The 12,051-nt window shown below is 34.7% G+C and carries 16 protein-coding genes; all 16 read right to left on the bottom strand.

Annotated features, from left to right (window positions below; all coding sequences use genetic code 11):
* A partial coding sequence (locus OCV99_RS15655) for an RNA polymerase sigma factor (protein WP_158371766.1) occupies nt 1–383 on the bottom strand: 383 nt, incomplete at its 3' end.
* A gap of 399 nt (nt 384–782) precedes the next feature.
* Complete coding sequence (locus tag OCV99_RS15660; protein WP_008393110.1) at nt 783–1,553, bottom strand: ABC transporter permease subunit; 771 nt, start codon at nt 1,551–1,553, stop codon at nt 783–785.
* Complete coding sequence (locus OCV99_RS15665) at nt 1,550–2,449, bottom strand: ABC transporter ATP-binding protein (protein ID WP_044929915.1); 900 nt, start codon at nt 2,447–2,449, stop codon at nt 1,550–1,552. The genes OCV99_RS15660 and OCV99_RS15665 overlap by 4 nt, the downstream gene beginning before the upstream one ends.
* A gap of 1 nt (nt 2,450) precedes the next feature.
* Complete coding sequence (locus OCV99_RS15670; protein WP_008393108.1) at nt 2,451–2,654, bottom strand: PLDc N-terminal domain-containing protein; 204 nt, start codon at nt 2,652–2,654, stop codon at nt 2,451–2,453.
* A complete protein-coding gene (locus tag OCV99_RS15675) occupies nt 2,647–3,381 on the bottom strand; it encodes a MerR family transcriptional regulator (RefSeq protein WP_008393107.1) in 735 nt (244 codons plus the stop codon). Before OCV99_RS15675 ends, OCV99_RS15670 begins: the two co-directional genes overlap by 8 nt.
* 142 nt (nt 3,382–3,523) lie before the next feature.
* Nucleotides 3,524–3,748 (bottom strand): hypothetical protein, encoded by a 225-nt coding sequence (locus OCV99_RS15680; protein WP_008393106.1) that lies wholly within the window; start codon nt 3,746–3,748, stop codon nt 3,524–3,526.
* A gap of 144 nt (nt 3,749–3,892) precedes the next feature.
* Nucleotides 3,893–4,897, bottom strand: a complete 1,005-nt coding sequence (locus tag OCV99_RS15685; RefSeq protein ID WP_021739835.1) for a HAMP domain-containing histidine kinase — start codon at nt 4,895–4,897, stop codon at nt 3,893–3,895.
* Nucleotides 4,894–5,553 (bottom strand): response regulator transcription factor, encoded by a 660-nt coding sequence (locus tag OCV99_RS15690; RefSeq protein ID WP_044964120.1) that lies wholly within the window; start codon nt 5,551–5,553, stop codon nt 4,894–4,896. The genes OCV99_RS15685 and OCV99_RS15690 overlap by 4 nt, the downstream gene beginning before the upstream one ends.
* 58 nt (nt 5,554–5,611) lie before the next feature.
* Nucleotides 5,612–7,579: an ABC transporter permease gene (locus OCV99_RS15695; protein ID WP_055297305.1), complete on the bottom strand. Its 1,968-nt coding sequence runs from the start codon at nt 7,577–7,579 to the stop codon at nt 5,612–5,614.
* Nucleotides 7,569–8,339, bottom strand: coding sequence for an ABC transporter ATP-binding protein (locus OCV99_RS15700; RefSeq protein WP_003061398.1), 771 nt, complete (start codon nt 8,337–8,339; stop codon nt 7,569–7,571). The genes OCV99_RS15695 and OCV99_RS15700 overlap by 11 nt, the downstream gene beginning before the upstream one ends.
* Before the next feature lie 166 nt (nt 8,340–8,505).
* Nucleotides 8,506–8,736, bottom strand: coding sequence for a hypothetical protein (locus OCV99_RS15705; RefSeq protein ID WP_021739838.1), 231 nt, complete (start codon nt 8,734–8,736; stop codon nt 8,506–8,508).
* A gap of 31 nt (nt 8,737–8,767) precedes the next feature.
* Nucleotides 8,768–9,193 (bottom strand): hypothetical protein, encoded by a 426-nt coding sequence (locus tag OCV99_RS15710; protein WP_008393101.1) that lies wholly within the window; start codon nt 9,191–9,193, stop codon nt 8,768–8,770.
* 23 nt (nt 9,194–9,216) lie between these two features.
* A complete protein-coding gene (locus OCV99_RS15715) occupies nt 9,217–9,630 on the bottom strand; it encodes a hypothetical protein (RefSeq protein WP_008393100.1) in 414 nt (137 codons plus the stop codon).
* Complete coding sequence (locus tag OCV99_RS15720) at nt 9,627–9,830, bottom strand: helix-turn-helix transcriptional regulator (RefSeq protein ID WP_039930565.1); 204 nt, start codon at nt 9,828–9,830, stop codon at nt 9,627–9,629. The genes OCV99_RS15715 and OCV99_RS15720 overlap by 4 nt, the downstream gene beginning before the upstream one ends.
* Nucleotides 9,831–9,930: 100 nt before the next feature.
* Nucleotides 9,931–10,842 carry a conjugal transfer protein gene (locus OCV99_RS15725; RefSeq protein WP_055282486.1) on the bottom strand — a complete coding sequence of 304 codons (912 nt, stop codon included), beginning with the start codon at nt 10,840–10,842 and terminating at the stop codon, nt 9,931–9,933.
* 15 nt (nt 10,843–10,857) lie between these two features.
* Nucleotides 10,858–11,865, bottom strand: a complete 1,008-nt coding sequence (locus OCV99_RS15730; RefSeq protein ID WP_055258563.1) for a bifunctional lytic transglycosylase/C40 family peptidase — start codon at nt 11,863–11,865, stop codon at nt 10,858–10,860.
* Nucleotides 11,866–12,051 lie beyond the last annotated feature (186 nt).

Genomic DNA, 12,051 nt, shown 5'->3' on the forward strand with positions numbered 1-12,051 from the left:
AGTGAATTGTGTCGGTTTTGAAAAACACCACTTCTTGAAATATTTTGTCTTTTTGCAATCTCGGTATCGCTCATTTCCAAAAAATAATACATCAGCAAATTTTCTCGATTACGCTCAGACAAATGTTTCAAGGCTTCTGCCAGTTCATCATCACAAATACGAATATCACTACCGCATACATTGAAAATCGTATAGTCCGTATCATAGTCGTCCCAGACAGCCAGACTTTCTACAACGATTTCTGGAAGTTCACAAAAAAGCGTTTCTTCCTTTTGTCGTCGCTTTAATTTCTTCTGATAGTCCTTAACAACATGTCGGACAACTTTCTTCAAACAACTTTCAAAACGGCATTGAACTGTTTTCTGGAAGTCAGACGGTTTCATCAATCGCACCCCCTTTCCGTTACGACGTGAAAAGTGGTTATCCCTCTTTCCGCACCATATAGGGAACGGCAGGTGTGATTTGCTAAGTTGAAACCGAAAAAATTTAAAAATTTTTTTAGGCATGAAAAAAGCCCGCACAAAACATATAGTTTTATACGAGCTATTAAAGCTATAAAATATTCAGTTTTTAATAAAAAGCTGTTAGGTAGTGTATGATTGTATAGAATTTCGCTTAAAATGTTCCATAATACAATCCCCCTTAAAGCACCTTAATAATGTTAGTGTAGTTTTGAAAGGAAACTGTTATAAAAATCAAATCACATATTTTTTCCACCTATGCCAATTAAAATAAATAATCATCAAAAAGTAATATAATAATATAACTTGAAAGTCTAAACATTATAACTGTTTTCTATTCATTACAGTAATACTTACAATCAAACAAATAACGACCAATAAAATAGTTATAAGGACTGCAATTCCATAATCTTCAATAGATTTAGTACCAATCAGCAAAGAAGCACTTTCCATTAGAGTAGTCGGAGTGTATTTCCAAGCTTTAGGAAAAAAGCTAATAAGATACACACCTAGAACACTGCCACCAGTCCCTAAAAGCACTCCCGTATAACTTTTAACAAGAACGGAAAATAAAACAATAAGACCTATTATCCATACCCCAAACAACCACCAATGTACCATAGCAGGCAGTAGTCCAACAGCAATACTGTTATCCCAAAAAAATGCGTTATATCCATAAGTTACAGCAAAGCATAACAAATACCCAATCGTCCACATTGTAAACATCACAAAAAATTTTGCAAATACTACTTTATAGCGAGATAGTCCTTTAGTTAAAATAAGTATAAGAGTATTTGTTTCATATTCCTTTGTAAATATTCCGCTATACAGAAACACAAATACAATTAACGCAATAGGAATGTTTTTGAAAAACTGTGTCCACGACGTAAGAGCATTCACTGTAACTTCTGTAACCATCATTCCCTGTTCTGCCAAAGAATCAGAAAGCGTTTCTAACATCCACGGCGTAAGTTTTGCAATTGCTGGATTCATAATGCCAAAAATCAAAAACAGAATACAGAAAAATGTAAGTTCTCCACTTCTGATACATTCAAAAACTTCTTTTTTTAAAAAAGCAATAAACGATTTCACTTTGACACCACCTCCATAAATAGAGATTCTAGTGAGGGTTCAACACGCTCGATTTTAGAAATTAATATTTTATGTTCTGTAATAAATTCAAGCACTTCAAACATTTTAAATTGTTCGCCCAAGAATAAAAGAGTATCTTTTGCGGTTAATTGAGCGTCTGTGAATACACTAGAAAGATATTCAGCGTCGTCTGCTTTTATTGTTTCCACAATAAATTCGTGTGAAGAACACACATTTTTTAAATCGGCAACTGCTCCTTGCATAGCTATTTTTCCATTATTTAAAAAAGCAACATCTGTGCAGATTCGTTCAACATCAGATAAAATATGTGTTGAAAACAATACCGTTGTCTGTTTTTTGGAAGAAAGTAGAATATCAAGTATCTCCTTTCTTCCAATCGGGTCGAGTGCAGAAGTCGGTTCATCACAAATCAAAATTTTGGGGCGTCCAAGAAGTGCTTGTGCAATCCCAAGTCGTTGCTTCATTCCCCTTGAAAACCCTCTAATACGATGATTTTCTTTGGAAAGACCAACAAGAGTTAAAAGTTCATCACTTCTTTTTTCAATGTCGTTTTTTCCCATTTCCAAACTTTCTCCACATAATCTAAGATATTCTCTTGCTGTCATAAAGGAGTAAAACTCTGGAACATCAGGAAGATACCCAATATAACGATTAGTTGCAGTTTGTCCGTATTTTACCCTTTCACCAGATACAAATACTTCACCCCTGTCCGACTTTAGAAGCCCTAAGATTATTTTCATTGTTGTTGTCTTGCCAGCACCATTTTCCCCTACAAAACCAAAAACACTATGTTCGGGTACAGATAAATTTAACCCTGTCAAAACTTCTTTATCCCCAAAATGTTTCTTTAAGTTTGTGATACGAAGCATATCCACGTTAAGAATCCTCCTTCCCAAGCAAGAAATAAAGGATAGGTCCAATAAATTGCATACCAACAATCACAACAATAAGCCATAAAGTACGATTACCTCTTTTATAGCTCTTATGAGTTAGAATATGATAAAGTGTATACGCCAGCAGGGCTAATTCTGAGATTACTAACGGTACTAAAAACGGTAAAAATTCAGTAACATTATTCATTATTTTTTTCCTCCTCTCGATAGGTTTCAACACAAAAACCATGATATCCACAACTGGTACACGTCAGTTTTCTGAGCGTCATGGAATGATTTGAAAAAATAAACTCTTTCAGATGAGGTTTAAATATCTCATGACACTGTGGACAGATATATACTATCCTTTTTGATAAAAATCGTATTATAAAAATTGCATATGGAATCGCTACCAAGATATATCCCCAAAATAACCACTGTATTCCAGTAGTAATCCATAAAATAATACTAACCCACTGAATTATATTTAGGGGAATACCTGTTATCAACAGAACTGCGTGTAACTGCTTCATTTTCTTTTTGTTTTCCATTGCATAAGCTATATCTCCGATTGATTCAACAGAGAAATTTTCTATTCCTTTCAGTGCTTTCTTTATGCCCTCTAGCATAGCAAGTTGCTCTTGTCTTTCTTTTACTTCATTTTGAAGAAGTTGCTCTTGCTTTTCAAGCAAAACAGAAATAACACTGCTAGGATTACTTTCAGATAACAATTCTCCTATGCTTTTAATTGAAATACCTGCATCACGAAGAAAGCAAATGATTTTCAGTTTTTTATAATCATCTTCTGAATAAAGTCGTCTGCCACCTTCAGAAAGTTCACTAGGTATTAAGATACCACGTTCATCATAATACTGCACTGTTCTAACAGATACTCCACAAAGCTTTGCTATTTCTCCTGTCGTATATTTTGACATAGCCTTTTCCTCTTTTCTGTTTTCATTTTATGTCATTACGTAGCGTTACAAGCAATACGTTACGTGGGGTAATTTTTTAAACTTAATGTTCTATCACATAGTTTATACTGCAAATCCGCTTCGCAGGAAGCGGGATAAACATTTAAACCTTTGTCTTTTGGGTAATCTTATAAATATATTCTTCTGGCGTAGGACGTTTATTTCCAAAATACTTTTTGAAATTTGCCTGCACCTCTGGGTCTGTACTGTTCATAGCTTCGTCAATCGTTGCTTCAATATCAGCCCGAACATCAGCAAATGATACACTGCCAGCTTTTGCACCAGCTTTCAATGCTTTTTTTATATCACGTTTTTTTAGCCCTATCATGGTATCACTCCTAAATTCAATCGTCTATTACTGTAAAAAATAGTGTTCTATTAGGTGGAATTTGATTGCAAAGAATTGTACTTAAAGCTTTCCATAATGCAAGCCCACTTAAAGCACCGTATCAATGTTGGCATGGTTTTCAAATTACTCTGAAAAATTATGAACTGTTCCTTTTGGAAATGTAATGGTCAGTCTTGTATATTCTTTTTCCGTAGAAGCAATATCCAATTTCAAGCCCAACCTATCGCATAATTTTTTCGATAGATACAGTCCCATACCCGTTGCATTTGCCTTGTTTCTATTTGAACCCGTAAAACCTTTTTCAAATACACGGGATAAATCAGACGCTTTTATTCCACAACCATTATCTTCAATCACAAGCAATATATTTGTACCATTGTCTTGACTGTATATCGTCAGCTTATTTTCTTGCTTATCAAAATACTTAATCGCATTTTGCACGATTTGAGATAGAATGAATGTCAGCCATTTTTCATCAGTATAAATGACATTTTCTATGTCATGGATATTGATAATTGCTTTTCTTTCCATAAGCGAATGACGGAATTTCAGAATGACATTATGTATCACTTCGTCTAACTGCAACTGTTTTACAAAATAGTCTTTTTCCGTATTTTCGCTTCTTGCATAGTAGAGCATTTGTTCCACTAACTGAAATATTTTGTCTGTTTCTTTTTTTAATGTGTAATTTTTTGTATTGTCAAACGTCAAAGACAATGCTCCTATCGGTATTTTTATTTCATGGGCGAAACTTTCCACATATTCTTGATAGTCCTGCTTTTCTTCTGTGATTTTGCCGATTTCATCATTCATAGATTTGCAGGCTTTTTTTAGTGCGTAGTAATAGGCTTCATTTTGAAATTCTTTTGGCTTTGGTAAAACGTCTGCAATATAATAGGTTTCTTCCAGTCCATCTACTAAATCAATAATATGTTGTGAAGCGTTACGTTTCTTCCGATACAAACACCATTGAAAAAGCCCTTGTATGCTGATGAACAGAATTACCAGCAATACAACAAATAGCATATCTACACCGTAGAAAATCAAGAGAAATGCTACTAAGGCAAGAAAGAAAAGCTGAAACAATATCTCTGTTATTTTTTCTTCTAAGAATGTAAAAAAACTCACAGTTTCCAACCCTTTCCTCGTATATTTTCCAATAAATGAACAATACCGATTTCTTTCATTTTCTTTTTTAGACGAGTCATATTAACCAGTAATACATTTTCGTCTAAATAATATTTGTCGTTCCACAGCTTTTCCAATAGTTCTTCTTTGCTAATAACTTTATCTTCGTTCATAAAGAAGTAGTACAAAATACGAAATTCATTTCTTGTCAGTTCAATGCTTTGCTCTTGATATTTCAAAATGGATAAGTGTAAATCAAGGGTACAATCTTTTTTGACAAGCTCACGGAAATTGTTTGGGTTTGACAACTGCAATGCACGCTTGATCTTCTCAAGAAGAATAAGCGTATCATATGGCTTTGTGATAAAATCAATCCCACCCACTTGAATACTTTTCAATTCGTCAGCATTTGTATCTCTGCTTGTTACAAAGATAATCGGTACTGGCATGACTTGTTTTATTTTCCTGCATACTTCATAGCCATTCTCATACGGCAGGTTAATATCAAGCAGAACCAGTTCTATGGAATATTGCTTTAATTCATCTGTCAGGTTTCCAAAGTCAGTCAATAAAACTGTTTCATATCCTTGTGTGTTCAATAATTTAGAAAGCTCCAAACGAGTGATTTCATCATCTTCGATAATTGCTATTCTCATTTCAACACCCCCTTGATTTACCATTATAATAATTCCACAGCAGGAGAGCTAGAAAAATCTAACTCGCCTCATTGATATTTCGTTTGAAACCGATATACGTTGCTATCCAGTAAATACTATAAATTAGGAAGAAGATAATTAAATTCAAGCCAAAGTACATTAGATAAAGGTGTTTATCTCCCAAAATTTGTTGATACACATTATTCAATGACGACATCATCACGAAAGAACATAATATTGCTGATATTGCAGGGACACAAAATAATATCAATAATTGTTTTCTGATTGTCTTAAATAGCGACTTGTCATTTATTCCTAATCTTCGCAAGGTCAGGTAGCGATATTTGTATTTAGTAGAGTCGCTCAATGATTGAACTGCCAAAATTGTCCCTACTGCGGAAATCAAGATAAATGCAATATACATAAACAGACTGACTACTATTGCAACCATTGCTTTTTGTTGTTCTATTTCTGCACCTCTTACGTTTACTCTATACGATTCGTCATTTATTTCTCCATTTTCATCAACCTTTACTAATTGATGTTGCATATCTTCTTTTATCTTATTTTCTAATTCTGCGTCTGTATCTTCTTTTGTATCTATAATCAAATGATTTTCTGATACTTCAAGTCCTTGAGCATATTTATCTGGAAGTACAACAACAAATCTGCCAGTATTAGTTATAGAGTTCCAATAAGACTTAGTGTCATATCCTTTTAATTTCAAATTTTTATTTGCTACTGTTATGGTTTCAATATCTTTGTTATCTTCAACCTCATATGCAAACTTGCTATTTGTAACTATATAGTATTCGTTATCATTTAAAGAAAGCAACGGCATCTTTCTTAATTCTAGTAATCTATTATAATCACTTAACTTCAAGACTGGGTCAAAATCATAATATTCTGATTGGAAAAAATTTTGTACCTGATGATTCGGCTCTTTATAAATGTCGTACTCAATGGTATTATCAATCGTATATTCTTCTTCAATTACTCGAATATATTCATCAAATACCTGCTTATCATCAAAGAGTTGTACATCATATGGTGCATTTAAATTCACGCTGATATCATACGAAGCTTTGTTGATACTAGAATAATTCAGAGCCAGCAGTGAAATTAAAATCAACATAGACAATGTACCAAATGTGAAGCTCATTGTTCTTGCTTTAGAAGCAAATGTTCTTGCTACAAACAGATTATCATTTTGATATTTCATTTTTTTATTCTTTAACAAAACAGTCAAGAACATATCTGCACAAGTTGTAGATATACCATAAATGCTGATAATCAACATGATTACGCTTACCATCAAATAGGTAAGTGTTTCTTGCTTATTAAAATTATCCATAGTACAACGTGAATTCCAGAGAAAAAGAGAAATCGCACCAAGAATAATACTTAAAACAAAAATGACATTTCTTTTTTTACTGTCACGGAACATTTTCTTTTCATTTTGTTTATCAAAGTAAAGAAAATCACGTATCGTCATTTTACTTATTCTTCTTAATAGATTAAGTAAAACCAAAACATAAATAGTTAAAAAATAAATTATCAATAGTCCAATAGAAACAAAATTCAAAGAAATAAAGAGAGTTTTTGGAATACCCAGTAAGTTTACAATTACTAACGACACAAACTGGCTGAATAAAAAGCCAATAGGAATAGCTAATACAAATGCTAAAATTCCCAACAGTATATTTTCAATTATAACTAAGTGGGCAATTTCTTTTTTCTTAATGCCAAGAAGCATATATGTTCCTAATTCTTTACTTCTTTTTTCAAACATAAATTTCGTTGTATAGTTGATCAAAAAGCATATCACAAAAATAATAAGGATATTTACAGCGAACAATGAATTCTTAAATGCATCCATACTGGAACATAACTTTACAATTTCATCAGAACTTGCCACCAAATTAAAAGCAAATATAAGAGAAAAGGATGCAGTAACGGTTATCAGATAAATCAAATAATCTTTAATATTTCTTTTTGTATTTCTATACGCTAACTTACCTAACATTTCCCACTTCACCTCCGAGCAAGGTTAATATATCCAGTATTTCATTGAAGAAATCTTTTCTGCTTTTTTCCCCTCTGAAAATTTCATTGAATATTTTACCGTCTTTCAAGAACAAAATACGTTCACAGAAAGACGCACTAAACGGGTCATGTGTTACCATTAAAATAGTAGCCTGCATTTTCTTGTTGATTTCAGACATTGTTTCCAGTAATAATCTGGAAGCTTTTGAGTCCAAAGCTCCCGTCGGTTCATCAGCTAAAATCAGTTTCGGTTCATTGATTAAGGCTCTAGCACAAGCACAACGCTGTTTTTGTCCGCCAGAAACTTCATAAGGAAATTTCGATAAAATATCACGAATACCCAATTTATCGGCGATAGCATGAACTCTTTTCTCAATATCAGTAGGGTTCTGTTTGTTGATAACCAATGATAAAGAAATGTTTTCTCCAATCGTTAAAGTATCTAAAAGGTTGAAATCTTGAAAAATGAACCCTAGATTTTCACGTCTGAAATCAGCAAAATCTTTATCCTTGATTTTGGTAATATCTTGATTATTGACTGTAATGTGTCCGCTGGTTACAGTATCAATCGTAGAGATACAGTTTAATAGGGTAGTCTTTCCAGAACCACTAGCTCCCATGATTGCGACAAATTCGCCCTTATCTACATACATAGAAATACCGTCTACTGCCTTTGTGATATTTCCAGAGTTACCCCCGTAGTATTTTTTTACTTGCTCTAAATTTAAAATGTGTTCCATTAAAAATCGCTCCTTTCTTCCTGCCACATTTATTTGTTTTGGAATACAATTAAATTATAGCAAGGGCAGTATTCAATTACACTTACAGTTTTGAAAGTAAACAGAGAGTAAAAGAGCCGTGATAATGCAGATCACAATTCTGTGAAGCATTTCCACGACCCTTTTATTATAATTTTACCTTTGTCTTTTTCGTAATGGTATAAATGTATTCCTCTGGTGTAGGGCGTTTATTTCCAAAATACTTTTTGAAATTTGCCTGCACTTCTGGGTCGGTGCTGTTCATAGCTTCATCAATCGTTGCTTCAATATCCGCCCGAACATCAGCCAATGATACACCGCCAGCTTTTGCTCCTGCTTTCAAGGCTTTTTTAATATCTCGTTTTTTAAGTCCTATCATAGTATTACCTCATCATAATTTAGCGAATGTTTTAAAAATGTTTTTCAAAATGTTTATACAGAACAATCCCTAAAAATGTTTGCAGTAGGAATAACCCAAAGATAACTCCTATAATCCAAGCTTCAATATGAAGTAACGCAAATACAAACGCAACAAACAAGTACACGAAGGTCATTATCTGATACACTAAAGAACCAGCTTTCATTCTTAAAAATACTTTTCTTTCATCAACATTATTGATGTGATTTTCTCTATTTATATTTTCCAATTTTTCTTTATTTTTTGGCATTTCATAATAACAAATTTTCAATAATTGAACACCAGAAGCAAAAGCTAAACCAAGCCCTATTGCATAAAAAAGTGTAGAGTAGTAGTCAGTATCAATAACGAAATATCCAAAACATATAAAGATTATGCCTATAATAATTTCAATGATAAATGGTAATTTTTTCTTCATTGTTAATTCCACCTTTCAAAAGACTACATTTTCTTATCTAAATAACGAGCTGTTATAACCCATGTGATTTGTCCGATAGCAATAACTCCTACTATCGAAAAAAATACAACTTTACTCATATATCCCATAAAGATAAGAGCAAATAATACAAGAACCAATAATGTAAGTGTTACTTTATAAGCATTCGCAAGAGAAGCATTAGTAATTGCGATATTTCTTTCATCATTTTCTAATATTTGCATTTCTTTTGTCGGCTTACTGAATATATCACACCCCATTAAAATCAATATTATTCCAATAAGTGTTGTACCATAGACAACCAAATCTGGACGAGGTACAGGTAATAGTTGATGTACTCCTAAACCATAAGTTAGTAAACCACCTAAAAGAACTATTACACCGACAAATAATTCTACTTTTTGTATCTTATGCTTCATTTACTTTCCTCCTCATAAATAAAAATTTCTTCAATGCTCATTTGAAAGTACCTTGCAATTTTAAAGGCTAACATAATAGAGGGATTGTAGCGTCCATTTTCTAAAGAGCCTATTGTTTGACGAGATACTTCAAGAGCAGTCGCTAAATCTTCTTGTTTAATACCTCTTTGTTTTCGTAATTCTTCTAAACGATTTTTCACAACATACCCCTTTCTTGAACGAATGGAAAGTTTACTTTCCTTTTCTAATCTTATGATACTCCTGCGAGCAAAGAATGTCAAGCAAACTTTCCATATTTTATTAACCTACAATCTTCCAGTTGCTATCCTTATGTAATACAAGCTCATACTGCGATACTTGCGTCGCTTTTGTCTGATTATCAAGGAACTTCACGGCAACCTTGACTTTTACATTGTCGCCGTCCTTTATAAAGATAGGGTTTACCAATTCAGAATAAAAGTAGTCCCTGCCGATAGGTTCAAGCACATTTCCCGATACATAGTAAGCAAGTTCTTTTTCTGTAGCTGTCGGGTAGAGCTTAAAGAATGTTTCCAAAAATGAGGTAGCGTCATTTACGGTATCAGCGTCCACGCTTGCGTCTGCTTCTGGTGTCTTTGGCTCATAGTCTGATTTTTCGATTGCTGGTGCAAGGGTAGGGTTCTGAACGATTACCATATCCCCGTCAGCGTCCACATGGACTTTCACGGTATAGGTTGCTTTAATTGCTGTTGTCTGTTCTCCCTCTTTTATCTGCTGATCTACTTCGTAGGTGGCAGAAAAAGTGTCCGTTCCCGACTGTTCGATATTCCACACAATCACATCTGTAACCGTGGAACTGGTCGGTATATCGGTTCTAATGGTATCCACATTCAAGTCCTGCAATTCCTTTGTCAGATAACCGTTGATTGCCTGCGTTCTTGCTTCAATCGCTTCTTTGCTGTTATTCCATGTGTAATAGGACTTCGCAAAGTTCTTCACGAAATTTTCTATCCCGTTGGTGTCCTGCAAGCGAAGTTCAATGATTTCTTTTTCATGGGTCGTGTGCTGGTCGATAGCCGTAAAATTCTTATACACCCCGAAGCTCACGCTTGCAATAAGTACCACCCACAACGCAATCACGGCTTTCTTATGTGTGCCTACCTTAACAGTACGCACCTTTTTTTCTTTTGGTTCTTTGATAGTTTCTGTCTGTTTCTTATTCTTCTTAAACATATTTTCAAGTCCTTTCTATTGTTTTACTCGTCCTGCACCGATTAAGTGCTGTTGCCAGTAACTACTACTTAGGTCTGCATATCCTATCGGGTTGCCTGCATGGTACATCTGTGTCGGCGAAACGAGAATACCAACGTGTGTTACATAACTTCCAGCATTATAGGTAGAATGAAAAAACACCAAGTCCCCAGCCTTTGCCTGCGAAAGTGGAAGATGTTGGGTAGCGTCATACTGTGCTTGTGCCGTTCTCGGTAAGGAGATACCAGCTTTTCCATAACACCATTGCGTCAGTCCCGAACAGTCAAAAGAAGTGTTGGGATTGCTACCGCCATACACATATTTCCAGCCTTGATATTTCAACGCTTCATTCATTACCTTTTGTGCCAGCTCTCCCGATACCTGCGAAACAGTTAAATACTGATTGACTAATTCCACATAGAACATATTTCCATAGCCATACCGCCAGCCCCCGTTCTTCGCAACAGCTATCGGGTTGGTGTAGGTTATTTTCTTTCCACCCGATTTCTCACGAGCGAAGCTCTCTGCAAGATTAAAAGTGTGTTTCTTTCCTTTTCCTGCCACATATCCCACATAGCCACCGCCATAGTTATAGGACTGTATCGCTACATTCAAATCGTCGATACCTTGATTTTTGCAGGAAGAAAGCAGGGACGCAAAATACTTACACCCCTGCTTGATTGAACTTTCTGTATCTAAAGAGTTAGGTGGTAAACCAAGACTTTCCGAACTCTGCATAACATCTTCTGCCGTACCGCCACTTTCTACTTGAATGATAGCAAGCAGTACATTGACATACTCGGAGATACCGTTTTCTCTGGCGTATTTTTCCACCATAGGCTGATGTTTCAAAACTTCTGCGGATAGGTTCATACCCGTAATGCCAGAAGAAAAGTTGCTGTTCTCGTCGTCGCTGTCCGCACTAATCAACACCCCAAAGAAAAGCACCAGAGAAAATAGGATAGGAAACAGACTGCCAATGAGAGCGATATGTTTCAGTTTCATTTTTTCTTCTGTCCTTTCTTTGTTACAAGGCTTCGGTTTTTCTCTTTGGTCTGCTGGTTCTTTTGGACGGTTTGCGTCTGCTGAACCTTTGTCCTGATGTGGTATAAAAAAAGTTGACACCCCATTCTCAAGGATTTGAGATATAATCTAGAGAATAAGGAGTGAACAAAATGGCAGAAAACAGAC

The organism is Dorea acetigenes (assembly GCF_025567385.1).
In the GTDB taxonomy this organism is placed as follows: domain Bacteria; phylum Bacillota; class Clostridia; order Lachnospirales; family Lachnospiraceae; genus Claveliimonas; species Claveliimonas acetigenes.

Coding starts and splice junctions, on each gene's coding strand:
- OCV99_RS15710 (WP_008393101.1), bottom strand. CDS start 9,193: ATGAAGAAAAAATTACCATTTATCATTGAAATTATTATAGGCATAATC.
- OCV99_RS15690 (WP_044964120.1), bottom strand. CDS start 5,553: ATGAGAATAGCAATTATCGAAGATGATGAAATCACTCGTTTGGAGCTT.
- OCV99_RS15725 (WP_055282486.1), bottom strand. CDS start 10,842: ATGTTTAAGAAGAATAAGAAACAGACAGAAACTATCAAAGAACCAAAA.
- OCV99_RS15675 (WP_008393107.1), bottom strand. CDS start 3,381: ATGTCAAAATATACGACAGGAGAAATAGCAAAGCTTTGTGGAGTATCT.
- OCV99_RS15705 (WP_021739838.1), bottom strand. CDS start 8,736: ATGATAGGACTTAAAAAACGAGATATTAAAAAAGCCTTGAAAGCAGGA.
- OCV99_RS15670 (WP_008393108.1), bottom strand. CDS start 2,654: ATGAATAATGTTACTGAATTTTTACCGTTTTTAGTACCGTTAGTAATC.
- OCV99_RS15695 (WP_055297305.1), bottom strand. CDS start 7,579: ATGTTAGGTAAGTTAGCGTATAGAAATACAAAAAGAAATATTAAAGAT.
- OCV99_RS15730 (WP_055258563.1), bottom strand. CDS start 11,865: ATGAAACTGAAACATATCGCTCTCATTGGCAGTCTGTTTCCTATCCTA.
- OCV99_RS15700 (WP_003061398.1), bottom strand. CDS start 8,339: ATGGAACACATTTTAAATTTAGAGCAAGTAAAAAAATACTACGGGGGT.
- OCV99_RS15680 (WP_008393106.1), bottom strand. CDS start 3,748: ATGATAGGGCTAAAAAAACGTGATATAAAAAAAGCATTGAAAGCTGGT.
- OCV99_RS15715 (WP_008393100.1), bottom strand. CDS start 9,630: ATGAAGCATAAGATACAAAAAGTAGAATTATTTGTCGGTGTAATAGTT.